Below are 11,648 nucleotides of genomic sequence, written 5' to 3'. Positions count from 1 at the left end.
CCGACAGCCCGGCACAAGAATATCGGGCCCGCGCCATGTGCGCGGGCCTGCCACGTTCAACCGCTAAAAACACTCTATGCTTTCCATCAAGAACCTACAGGCCGAGGTCGAGGGCAAGCCGATCCTGCGCGGCATCGATCTCGAGATTCCCGCCGGCGAAGTCCATGCCATCATGGGCCCGAACGGCTCGGGCAAATCCACCCTGGCCAGCATTCTCGCCGGCCGCGAGGACTACGAGATCACCGGCGGCAGCGTGACTTACAAGGGTAAGGACCTGCTCGACCTCGAAGCCGACGAGCGCGCCTGCGAAGGCGTATTCCTGGGCTTCCAGTACCCGGTGGAGATTCCCGGTGTGTCGAATCTTTACCTGCTGCGCGCGGCCCTGAACGCGCGCCGCAAGTACCGCGGCGAGCCCGAGATCGAAGCGATGGAGTTCATGCAGCTGGTCAACGAAAAGATCGGCCATGTCGGCATGAGCATGGATATGGCCAAGCGCGGCGTGAACGAGGATTTCTCGGGCGGCGAGAAGAAGCGCAACGAGATCTTTCAGATGCTCATGCTCGAGCCGAGCCTGGCCATTCTCGACGAAACGGACTCCGGGCTCGATATCGACGCGCTGAAGATCGTCGCCGACGGTATCAACCGGCTGCGCTCGCCCGAGCATTCCACCATTCTCGTGACCCATTACAAGCGCCTGCTCGAGCACGTGGTGCCCGACCGGGTGCACGTTCTGGCCAACGGACGCATCGTGCGTTCGGGCGGGCCGGAACTGGCCGACACGCTCGAAGAGCAAGGCTACGTGAACCTGGAAACCGATAGCGAGACCGCCTCGTCATGAGCAATATCGCGCCGCTTATCGACCATTATCTGGCCGAGTACGCCCGTCTCGAGCGTGATCTGCCGGGCAGCGACGCGAACCAGCGGGCCCGCAAGGACGCGCTCAAGGCCTTCGCCGATGCCGGCTTTCCGGATACGCGCCAGGAAGACTGGAAGTACACCAGTCTGCGCCCGGTGGAAAAACGCCGTTTCGAAGCCAGCTCCGAGGCCGGCGACGTATCCCAGGACGCCCTCGCCGCCTTCCTGCCGGCCGATCTGGACGCCTATCGCATCGTGATCGTGGACGGCCACTTCAACCCGCGGCTGTCGTCGCTCGACGGCCTGCCGCAGGGCGTGCAGGTGCAGTCGTTTGCGCAGTATCTCAACGACAACGACGACGCCCGCGTGAAATCGGCCGCCATCGACGCGCAGCCGGGCAGCCTCTCCGACATGAACGCCGCGTTCGCTACCGATGGCGCCTATGTACACGTCGCGGCCAATGCGGCCGCAGACAAGCCGATCCACGTGATCACGCTCTCCAGCGGCGGCCACGAAGACCGCATGTCGCAGGTGCGTCATCGCTACGTGATGGAGCGCGGCAGCCAGGCCACGGTCATCGAACATTACGTGGGCCTGGGTGAAAAAGCCTACTTCACCAACGTGGTGACCGAGGCCGAGATGGGCCAGAACGCCCAGCTCACCCGCTGTCGCGTACAGCAGGAATCCGACCGCGGTTATCACACGGCGAGCTTCTTCGCCCACCAGACGCGCGACAGCCGCGTGTTCAACCATGGCTTCGACCTGGGCGGTCGCCTGGCGCGTACCGATACCCACACGCATCTGGTGGATCCCAACGCGGAAGTACATTTCTACGGTGTTTACGTGCCGACCGGGCGTCAGCATATGGACAACCACACCTGCGTGGATCACGACACCGAACACAGCGTATCGCGCGAGATTTACAAGGGCGTGCTGGCCGACCACGGCCGCGGCGTGTTCAACGGGAAAATCCTGATTCGCAAGGATGCCCAGAAGACCGACTCGGATCTGAGCTGCGATGCCCTGCTGCTGTCCAACAAGGCCGAGGTGGATGCCAAGCCCGAACTGGAAATCTATGCCGACGACGTGGTGGCCGCGCACGGCTCCACCGTGGGGCAGCTCGACGAGGACGCCGTGTTCTATCTCAAGAGCCGCGGCGTGGCCGATGACGGCGCCCGGGCGATCCTGACCTACAGCTTCGCCAACGCGCTGGTACAGAAAGTCGGCATCGCGCCGGTCGAGCGGTTCGTGGAAGCCGCGCTGCTGTCCAAGCTACCCGGCGGACAGGGCTACGCCGACCTCGCCTGAATACATCGGGTCAACCCGGAGGACTCATGGCCATTGCAAACGCTGCCGGACATAGCACATTCGATGCCGCCCGTTTTCGCGCCGATTTTCCGATTCTTTCGGAAGCGCTCGACGGCGGCATGCGGCTGTCGTATCTGGACAACGCGGCGACCACGCAGAAACCGATGGCCGTGATCAAGGCGAGCGACGACTACTATCGCCACGCCAACGCGAACGTGCATCGCGCCATCCATGCCCTGTCCCAGCGGGCCACGCGCCAGTACGAAGGCGCTCGTGATCGGCTCATGCGCTTCATCAATGCACGCGCCCGTTCGGAGCTGGTGTATACGCGGGGCACGACCGACGGCATCAACCTGGTCGCCCAGTGCTTTGCCCGGCCGCGCCTGAAGGCCGGCGACGAAATCCTGCTCACCGAGCTCGAGCACCATTCGAACATCGTGCCCTGGCAGATGGTCGCCGAACAAACCGGTGCGAAGATCGTGGTGGTCCCGGTCGAGGACGACGGCAGCATCACGCTCGAGGCCTTCAAGAACAATCTGTCCGAGCGTACCGCGATCGCCGCGTTTGCGCATGTGTCCAACGCGCTGGGCACGGTGCTGCCGGCGGCCGACATGGTCGAGGCGGCGCATGCGGTCGACGCCGTCACCCTCATCGACGGTGCCCAGGCCGTCGCCCATATGCCCGTCGACGTGCAAGCGATTGGCACGGATTTCTACGTGTTTTCCGGCCATAAGCTGTTCGGCCCGACCGGTATCGGCGTGCTCTACGGCCGCGAGGCCCTGCTCGATGCCATGCCGCCCTACCAGGGCGGCGGCGACATGATCGAAACGGTGTCGTTCGAGGGTACGACCTGGAACGAGTTGCCCTACAAGTTCGAAGCCGGCACCCCCAATATCGCCGGTGCGGCCGCGCTCGGCGCCGCCATCGAATACCTCGAAGACGTGGATCTCGATGCCGTGGCCACCTACGAACACGGCCTGCTGGAACGCGCCACCGCCGGCATGCAGGCCATCGACGGGCTGCGCATCATCGGCAACGCCCCCGGCAAGGCCGCCACCATCTCCTTCGTGATGGAGGGCGTGCATGCCCACGATATCGGCACCCTGCTGGACGAATCGGGCGTGGCCATTCGGACCGGACATCACTGCGCCATGCCTTTGATGACCCGCTTCGGCGTGCCGGCCACAGCCCGGGCATCGTTCGCCGGCTACAATAACGACGACGACGTCGATGCCCTGATCAAGGGTCTGGAGAGCGTGCAGCGTATCTTCGGCTGATACATACGACCGACCGAACAAGCAGTAACGAGAGCGAACCATGACCGATTGGGTGAATGTCGCCAAGGACGGCGAACTCAAGGAAGGCCAGTGTCGTGTCGTCGACGTGGACGACGTGATGGTGGCCGTGTTTTATCGCGAAGGCAGCTATTACGCCATCGAGGACATGTGTACCCACGACGGCGGCGAGCTCGCCAGCGGCGAGGTCGAGGGCTATGAAATCATCTGCCCGCGCCACGGTGCCCGGTTCTGTATCAAGAACGGCAAGGCGCTCACACCGCCCGCCTACGAGGATGTTCACGCCTTTCCGGTGCGCATAGAAGACGGTATGGTCCAGGTCTGCGACGATCGTTTCGACTGAGAGCGGCCGCTGGCGCCCGGCGCCGGCATCTGGCCGAGCTTACCGGGGGCAACAGGTCATGGGCGTACTCGTACTGATCTTTCTCGGCTGGACGGCCAGCCAGTTCGGGCGGCCCTTCTTGTTCGCCGGGCTATGGGGCCTTTTCGCCTTCGTTACCGGCATCGCTCTACAGGATGCCGGGCTGATCGCAGCCCTTATCCAGAGTGTGGTCGCCTTCATCTTGGCTGCGGCCTACTTCTGGCTTCTTGATCGCTTTTCGGACCAGATACTCATCTGGCTCGCCATCCTCATCGGCGTGCCCGCGCTCATGTTCGTTTTCCAACTGCAGCTGCTGGCGCGTCTCTAGGCCCGCGGCTAGCGCGTGGCGCCGGTCAATCCGCACGAATCGCGTTGACGATCAGATTGGCGCTCATGCGCTCGCGGAAGACGTTGACCGCCAACCGATACACCAGTCGATAGATCGTCCCCGTTTCCAGTAGATCGGCCTGATTGAAGACCATCGCTTCGATGCTGTGGTCGGCCTGTGGATGCCGCACTTCGAGCTTGAGATGGCGTTCGCCGACAATGCGCTGCGATACGACTTCGAACAGGCCGTGAAAGAGCGGTTCCTCGAAACCGTTGCCCCAGGGACCGCTCGCCTCCAGCAGCTTCGCGGTTTCCAGATCGAGTTCTGCTGCGCCTAGCGATCCATCGGTAACGATATCGGGGCTGAGCATGTCCGGCGTCAGCCGCTGTGCCACGGTCGCTTCGAGCGCCTGCTCGAACGCGTCCACCGCGTCCGGCGAAAGCACCAGCCCGGCGGCCTGGGCATGGCCGCCGAACTGGTCGATCAGACCCGGGTGGCGGGCATCGACGGCCGCCAACGTATCGCGAATATGCAGTCCGGTAATCGAGCGCGCCGAGCCCTTGAGCCGGCCGTTCGCACCCGGCGCAAATGCGACCACCGGCCGGCCGTGGCGCTCGCGCAGCCTGGATGCGATCAATCCGACGATGCCTTCATGCCAATCGTCGCTGTGTACCACCAGCGCCGCACGCTCTGCCGGACTGCGCTCGAGCGCTTCCAGGGCGGCGTCGGCCTCGCCCTGCATACGCCGCTGCACGCTCTGACGCTGACGGTTGATGGCGGCCAGCTCCCCCGCGGTCGCACGGGCACTGGCGGCGTCCCTCGCCCGCAGACAGGCCACCCCGATCGACATGTCTTCGAGTCGACCCGCCGCGTTCAGGCGCGGGCCCACCGCAAAGCCGATATCGGCCGCGTTCAGGCGGGTGGCATCACGCCCGGCGACCTCGATCAGCGCCGCGATGCCGGGCCGGGCCAGGCCACTACGAATGCGCCGCAGCCCCTGGCTGACCAGCATGCGGTTGAGATGATCCAGGCGTACAACGTCGGCGACGGTGCCGATCGCCACCAGATCCAGATAATCGCTCAGCCGCGGCAATGCGCGCTCCGGTTCGTTACGCGCCACGCGCGCACGTACCGCGGCCATCAGGTAAAAAGCCACGCCCACGCCGGCGAGTGCCTTGCCGACGAATTCGCAGCCCGGCTGATTGGGATTCACGATCGCCTCGGCGTCGGGCAACGTGTCGCCCGGCAGATGATGATCGCAGACGAGTACCCGCCACCCGGTCCGCTGGGCCGCCGCCACACCGGCGATGCTGGCAATGCCGTTATCGACGGTAATGATCAAATCGCCCGGCGCGCCCGCGCCGATGGCTTCCACGACCGCGGGCGACAGCCCGTAGCCGTGGCGCGCGCGATGCGGCAGAAAATAGGATACGCGTGACGCACCCATCGCTTCGAGGGCGTCGCAGACCAGCGCCGTGCTGGTGGCCCCGTCGGCATCGAAATCGCCCACCACCACAATGCGATGGCCGCCCTGCATGGTCATGTCGACCAGTTCGCTCGCCGTATCGATACCGCGCAGGCCGGAAAAATGCGGCAGGCCTTTCAGGCCGTAGTCGAGTTCGTCCGCCGTGCGTACGCCGCGGCCTGCGTACAGGCGCTGCAACAGCGGCGGGCCAACGCCGGCCAGTTCCGGCGCGATATCGGCCCGGCGTTCGACGATACGCGCCGATGAGGGTTCGTCGCGATTTATGATTTTTTTAAGCACGGCCGCGCACCCACACGACATGCAGCGCACTGCGCTGCCGCCGCTGGCTAGTGCCGATGTTCGGCCACGTAGCGCTGTACTGCCTTCAGCTCGGCCGGCAGCACGTCGTAACGCTCTTCGCGCGTCATCAGGTCGTGCATATTGTCCGGCAGCGGCGCGCCCTTGAAACCGGCCTTGACCACGGCCTCCTCGAACTTCGCAGGATGCGCGGTGGCCAGGGTGATCATGGGCGTGGTTTCGTCGGCGCGGGCACGCTGGGCCGCGCGATAGCCGGTGGCGGTATGCGGGTCCAGCAGCTCGCCGGTATGCTCAAAGGCCTCACGAATGACTTCCAGAATGGTGTCGTCGTCCACGCTATGGCTGGCGAACAGCTTGCGCAGTTCGGCCAGCGGCGCCTCGTGCAGCGACGTCGGGGAATCGGCAAAACGGGCCATCAGATCGGCCACCGCCTGTCCGTCACGACCATAGGCCTCGAACAACAGCCGTTCGAAGTTAGAAGACACGACGATATCCATGGACGGGGCCAGCGTGGGCTTGAGCTCGGTCTTGGAGAAGTCGTTGTCGGTGAGGGTGCGATGCAGGATGTCGTTGGCGTTGGTCGCGATCACGAACTGCTTGACCGGCAGGCCCATGCGTTTGGCCATGTAACCGGCAAACAGGTTGCCGAAGTTGGCCGAAGGCACACAGAAGCTGACTTCGCGGTGCGGCGCGCCCACAGCCACCGCCGAGGCCACGTAGTACACGATCTGGGCCATGATCCGGGCCCAGTTGATGGAATTGACCGCGATCAGCTGGGTGCCCTGCAAAAAGCCCTGATCGGCGAAGCTTGCCTTGACCATGGCCTGGGCATCGTCGAAGTTGCCTTCGATGGCGATGTTGTGGACGTTATCGGCCAGCACCGTGGTCATCTGCCGCCGCTGTACCGCGGACACGCGCTCGTGCGGATGCAGAATGAATATGTCCAGATTGTCGCAGTGGCGACAGCCCTCGATCGCGGCCGAGCCGGTATCGCCCGAGGTCGCCCCCATGATCACGCCTTTCTGGTCGCGCTTGGCCAGGAAGTGATCGAGCAGCCGGCCCAGCAGCTGCAGGGCCACATCCTTGAAAGCGAGCGTCGGCCCATGAAACAGCTCGAGCAGATAGTGGTTGTGCGACAGCTGCTTGAGCGGCACGACCGCGTCGTGCTTGAAGGTGGCATAGGTTTCGTCGATCAGGCGACGAAAAGTCTCGTCGTCGACTTCGCCGCCGACGAACGGCTTCATCACCCGAAAGGCGATTTCGCTGTACGGCAGCCCAGCCATGGCCGCCAGCTCGTCGTGCGAAAAGGTGGGCATATGCTCGGGCACATACAGGCCGCCGTCGCTCGCGAGGCCGGTGAGCACGACCTCTTCGAAACTCAGCGCAGGCGCCTTGCCCCGGGTGCTGATATATCTCATGTGCTGGCTCGGCCCGTTAATCTTCGAACTGGGCCACGCGCATGTGCACGATGCCCTCGCGCACATACGGCAACGACCGGATATGGTCGAGCACCTTCAACAGATTGCTCTCGCGCGCTGCCTTGGTGACGATCATCACGTGGGCGTCGTCTTCCTCGGTGGGCGGATCTTTCTGCAGGATCGCTTCGATGCCGATCTGCTGATCGGCCAGCGCACGGGTGATTTCGGCCATGACGCCGATCTGGTCGGCGACCTGAACCCGGAAATAATGCCCGCAGACGAAGTCGTCGCTGCCCACGATCGGCTCTTCGGTGAGCTGGTCGGGCTGGAAGGCCAGATGCGGCACCCGCCCTTTCGGGTCGATGCTCATGATCCGTACGGTGTCGATCAGGTCGGCGACCACCGACGACGCGGTCGGCCCGGCGCCGGCGCCCGCGCCGTAGTACACGGTCGGGCCCACGGAGTCGCCATAGACCATGATCGCGTTCTTTTCGCCTTCGACGTTGGCCAGCAACGCCTTTTGCGACACCAGCGTCGGGTGTACACGAAGCTCCACGCCCTTCTCCGCGCGCCGTGCAATGCCGAGATGCTTGATGCGGTAGCCCAGCTCCGCGCAATACTCGATATCCATGCTGTCGATATCGCGAATGCCCTGGGTAAAGATCTTGTCGAACGACAGCGGGATGCCGAACGCGATGGCGCCGATGATGGCCAGCTTGTGGGCCGCGTCGATGCCTTCCACGTCGAAGGTGGGATCAGCCTCGGCAAAACCCAGGCGCTGGGCGTCGGCCAGCGCATCCTCGAAGCTCTGATCTTCGAAGATCATCTGGCTGAGAATGAAGTTGCCGGTGCCGTTGATGATGCCGGCCACCCATTCGATATGGTTGGCCGCCAGGCTTTCGCGCATGGCCTTGATGATGGGTATGCCGCCGGCCACCGCGGCTTCGAAGGACACCACCACCCCGGCTTCGTCGGCCGCGGCGAAGATCTCGTTGCCGTGCAGCGCGATCAGATGCTTGTTGGCGGTGACCACGTGCTTGCCGTTGGCAATCGCGGCCATGACCAGATCGTAGGCCTCGGTATCGCCGCCGATCAGTTCGATGACCACGTCGATATTCGGATCGGTGACCACCGCGTTGCAGTCGGTGCCGATCTCGATGCCGGTGGTCGCGCACTCGCGCGGCTTGTCGGGGTTGCGTACCGCGGCGCGCACCACGCGAATCTCGCGCCCGGCACGACGGGTGATTTCCACGCCGTTGCGTTCGAGCAGATTGACCGCGCCCGCACCCACGGTGCCGAGCCCGAGTAGTCCCACGTTGACCGGTTGCACTGTCGTCTCCTGGTTGTATTCGCGCGCAGCGCGGCTACAGGCTGTCGATCAGCCCGTCGCGCTTGAACATGCGCTTGATGTTGCGCAGCGCCTGACGCGTGCGCTGTTCGTTTTCGATCAGACCGAAGCGCACATGCGTATCGCCGTATTCGCCAAAGCCGATGCCCGGCGAGACTGCAACCTCGGCATCGGCCAGCAGCTTCTTGGTGAACTCCAGCGACCCCATTTCCAGATACGGCTCGGGGATCGGCGCCCAGACGAACATCGTCGCCTTGGGCCGATCGACCTGCCAGCCAATATCGTTGAGGCCGTCGCAGAGCACGTCGCGGCGCTTCTGATACATGTCGCGGATTTCGGTCACGCAATCCTGCGGGCCGTTGAGCGCGGCGATCGCGGCGACCTGCACCGGCGTGAACATGCCGTAGTCGAGATACGACTTCATGCGTGCCAGTGCGGCGATCAGGGTCGGGTTGCCGCACATGAAGCCCACGCGCCAGCCCGGCATGTTGTAGCTCTTGGAGAGCGTATAGCACTCCACGGCCACGTCCTTGGCCCCCGGCACCTGCAGAATCGACGGCGCTTCGTAGCCGTCGAAGCATAGGTCGGCGTATGCCAGATCCTGCACGATCCACAGATCGTATTCGCGCGCCATCTCCACGCAGCGCTCGAAGAACTCGAGTTCCACGCACTGGGTGGTCGGATTGGCCGGGAAATTGAGCAGCATCATCTTCGGCCGCGGCCAGGACTCCTTGATCGCGCGCTCGAGTTCGGCGAAGAAATCGGAGTCGGGCATCATGCGTACGTGGCGCACGTCGGCGCCGGCAATCACCGCGCCGTAAGGATGGATCGGATAGGCCGGATTGGGCACCAGCACCTGATCGCCATGCTCGAGAATGGCGAGCATGAGATGCGCCAGCCCCTCTTTCGAGCCCATGGTCACAATCGCTTCGCTGGCCGGGTCCAGATCGACATCGAACTTGCGCTTGTACCAGTCGCAGATGGCCAGCCGCAGGCGCGGCACGCCCTTCGAGACGGAATAGCGATGCGTGTCGGGTCGCTGGGCCGCGTCCGTGAGCTTTTTGACGATGTGCTCCGGCGTGGGCTGATCGGGATTGCCCATGCCGAAGTCGATGATGTCCTCACCCCGCGCTCGTGCCGCCTGCTTGAGTTCGCCGATGATGCCGAACACATACGGCGGCAAGCGCTTGATTCGCGCGAATTCAGATTTGGGCGACGGATTTGACATGATCGATCGGGTTCGGGAGCCGTGTCGGACTCGGTGACTCATACAGAGGAACAAGACAAGACGCGGCAGTTTGCCAGAATCGCGGTAAGGCGACTACCGATCGGCCGGCCCTGGCGGCGGCTTCTACCACGCTCCGCGGACATATTGCCGCACCCGCGGTTCGACACACGCTACGAGCCCGGTGCATCGGGCGCTGCCGGTCGCCGCGCTAGTCGGCGTTCGGCAACACGCTTGCGGGGTCGATCGGGCGGCCATCGCGGCGGATTTCGAAATGCAGCATCGGCCGATTCTGCGGACCCAGGCCCATGTCGGCGATATGCATGCCTGCGGCTACGTCCTGGCCCTGGGATACCCGCGTGTTGCGGGTGAAACCGTAGGCCGACAGATACTCTTCATCGTGCTTGATGATGATGAGCTTGCCGTAGCCCTTCAGGCCGGTCCCGTTATAGACAACCCGGCCGCTGGACGCCGCGTATACCGGCGAGCCCTCGCGACCGCCGATATCGATGCCCTGGCGCGTACGCTGGGCCGCATAGCCGCGGATGATCGACCCGCTGGCCGGCCACTGCCAGCCGTCCTCGGTCGGCCCGCCGGTACGCGTGGGCTGGGCGGCGGATTCACGGCTTGCCTCGTTGATTTCGGCCTCGGCGGCCACGTTGGCTTCCTCGGCGACCGTTTCGGCCGGCGCGGGCGCAGGTCTAGGCGGCGCGCTCGGTGTCGTACCGCGGGACGGCGAACCGGAAGGCTCGATCGTACGCGTGAGCTGCGGTGTCGAAGCCTGGATGGCTGCCTCCTGGGCGGCACGGGAGTCCTGCGGCGCGCGCGCGACCCGGGGCTGTCTCGGCGCCGGCGGTGCGGCTGCCTGCGGGCCGCGCGTGGGCCGGCTCGCACGCGAATAATCCAGCGGCGGATACGGGTCGAGCGACAGCTGCTGGCCTACTTCGATTATGTAAGGCGAACGCAGGTTGTTCCAGCGCGCGAGGTCGCGCCAGTCCATGCCGTAAGTGGCCGCGATCTTCGAGAGGGTATCGCCACGGCGTACGGTATACGTATCCGGGCGCATCGCCGTGCGCAAAGAGCAGCCGGCGAGCGCGACCGCGACCAGCAGCACCAGTGCCAGGCGCTTCATCGCAGCTGCAGTACGGCGATTACGACAACGATGACGGCGACGATAGCCCATCCGATCCAATCGATATATTTGAGCAGGCGCTGCTCGAAAACCGGTCCGAGAGAGCGTACCAGCCCGGCCACCAGAAAAAAGCGAACGCCGCGGCCGACGATGGAGCCGGCCATGAACGGCAGGAACGGCATCGCCACGGCGCCCGCGGCCACGGTGAACACCTTGTACGGTATCGGCGAAACGCCCGCCAGCAATACCGCCCAGAAGCCGTAGGTTTCGAACCAGTCGCGCGCGGTGCTATAGGCCGAATAATAGCCCAGCTCCTTGAGCCAGGGCAGCAACGCGTCCAGAAACAACGCCCCGATCCAGTAGCCGAGCATACCGCCGAGCACCGAGGCGACGGTGGTGATCGCGGCAAAGCGCCAGGCGCGTTCGGGGCGTGCCAGCGTCATCGGCGCCAGCATCACGTCCGGCGGGATCGGAAAGAACGAAGATTCCGCGAACGCAAGCAGTGCCAGAATCGACGGTGCCCGGCGGTGGCCGGAGGCACGTACGACCCAGTCGTAAAGACGGCGAAACATCGGTGGGAACGTCCCCTAACGGC

11 protein-coding genes are annotated in these 11,648 nt (G+C 64.4%); 5 read left to right on the top strand and 6 right to left on the bottom strand.

Annotated elements, in window-relative coordinates; all coding sequences use genetic code 11:
* Nucleotides 1–76 precede the first annotated feature (76 nt).
* Genes sufC through C84B14_RS08585 form a run of 5 tightly spaced genes read left to right on the top strand, consistent with a single transcriptional unit; the run spans nt 77 to nt 4,147 of the window.
* Complete coding sequence (gene sufC / locus C84B14_RS08605; RefSeq protein WP_348765545.1) at nt 77–838, top strand: Fe-S cluster assembly ATPase SufC; 762 nt, start codon at nt 77–79, stop codon at nt 836–838.
* On the top strand, nt 835–2,163 hold the full coding sequence (gene sufD / locus C84B14_RS08600) for a Fe-S cluster assembly protein SufD (protein WP_353223356.1): 1,329 nt from the start codon (nt 835–837) through the stop codon (nt 2,161–2,163). The genes sufC and sufD overlap by 4 nt, the downstream gene beginning before the upstream one ends.
* Nucleotides 2,164–2,189: 26 nt before the next feature.
* Entirely contained in the window at nt 2,190–3,440 is a 1,251-nt protein-coding gene (locus C84B14_RS08595) for a cysteine desulfurase (protein WP_353223354.1), read from the top strand.
* A gap of 40 nt (nt 3,441–3,480) precedes the next feature.
* A complete protein-coding gene (locus tag C84B14_RS08590) occupies nt 3,481–3,801 on the top strand; it encodes a non-heme iron oxygenase ferredoxin subunit (RefSeq protein ID WP_353223352.1) in 321 nt (106 codons plus the stop codon).
* Between the two features lie 58 nt (nt 3,802–3,859).
* Nucleotides 3,860–4,147, top strand: a complete 288-nt coding sequence (locus C84B14_RS08585) for a hypothetical protein (RefSeq protein ID WP_353223350.1) — start codon at nt 3,860–3,862, stop codon at nt 4,145–4,147.
* 25 nt (nt 4,148–4,172) lie between these two features.
* Here C84B14_RS08585 and recJ read toward each other — a convergent pair whose 3' ends face one another.
* The 6 genes from recJ to C84B14_RS08555 form a co-directional block, all read right to left on the bottom strand.
* On the bottom strand, nt 4,173–5,912 hold the full coding sequence (gene recJ / locus C84B14_RS08580) for a single-stranded-DNA-specific exonuclease RecJ (protein ID WP_353223348.1): 1,740 nt from the start codon (nt 5,910–5,912) through the stop codon (nt 4,173–4,175).
* A 47-nt stretch (nt 5,913–5,959) separates the two neighbouring features.
* The gene (gene thrC, locus C84B14_RS08575) at nt 5,960–7,348 is read right to left on the bottom strand and encodes a threonine synthase (protein ID WP_353223346.1); all 1,389 of its coding nucleotides are present in this window, start codon (nt 7,346–7,348) and stop codon (nt 5,960–5,962) included.
* Nucleotides 7,349–7,364: 16 nt separating this feature from the next.
* Nucleotides 7,365–8,678: a homoserine dehydrogenase gene (locus C84B14_RS08570; RefSeq protein ID WP_353223345.1), complete on the bottom strand. Its 1,314-nt coding sequence runs from the start codon at nt 8,676–8,678 to the stop codon at nt 7,365–7,367.
* A 34-nt stretch (nt 8,679–8,712) separates the two neighbouring features.
* Complete coding sequence (gene alaC, locus C84B14_RS08565) at nt 8,713–9,924, bottom strand: alanine transaminase (protein WP_348765553.1); 1,212 nt, start codon at nt 9,922–9,924, stop codon at nt 8,713–8,715.
* A 208-nt stretch (nt 9,925–10,132) separates the two neighbouring features.
* Nucleotides 10,133–11,053 carry a peptidoglycan DD-metalloendopeptidase family protein gene (locus C84B14_RS08560; protein ID WP_353223342.1) on the bottom strand — a complete coding sequence of 307 codons (921 nt, stop codon included), beginning with the start codon at nt 11,051–11,053 and terminating at the stop codon, nt 10,133–10,135.
* Nucleotides 11,050–11,625 (bottom strand): YqaA family protein, encoded by a 576-nt coding sequence (locus tag C84B14_RS08555; protein ID WP_353223341.1) that lies wholly within the window; start codon nt 11,623–11,625, stop codon nt 11,050–11,052. Before C84B14_RS08555 ends, C84B14_RS08560 begins: the two co-directional genes overlap by 4 nt.
* Nucleotides 11,626–11,648 lie beyond the last annotated feature (23 nt).

The sequence above is a fragment of the Salinisphaera sp. C84B14 genome, from assembly GCF_040361435.1.
Lineage (GTDB): Bacteria > Pseudomonadota > Gammaproteobacteria > Nevskiales > Salinisphaeraceae > Salinisphaera.
The sequence above is the reverse complement of the archived record's forward strand: the minus strand, read 5'-3'. Positions and strand labels throughout refer to the sequence as shown.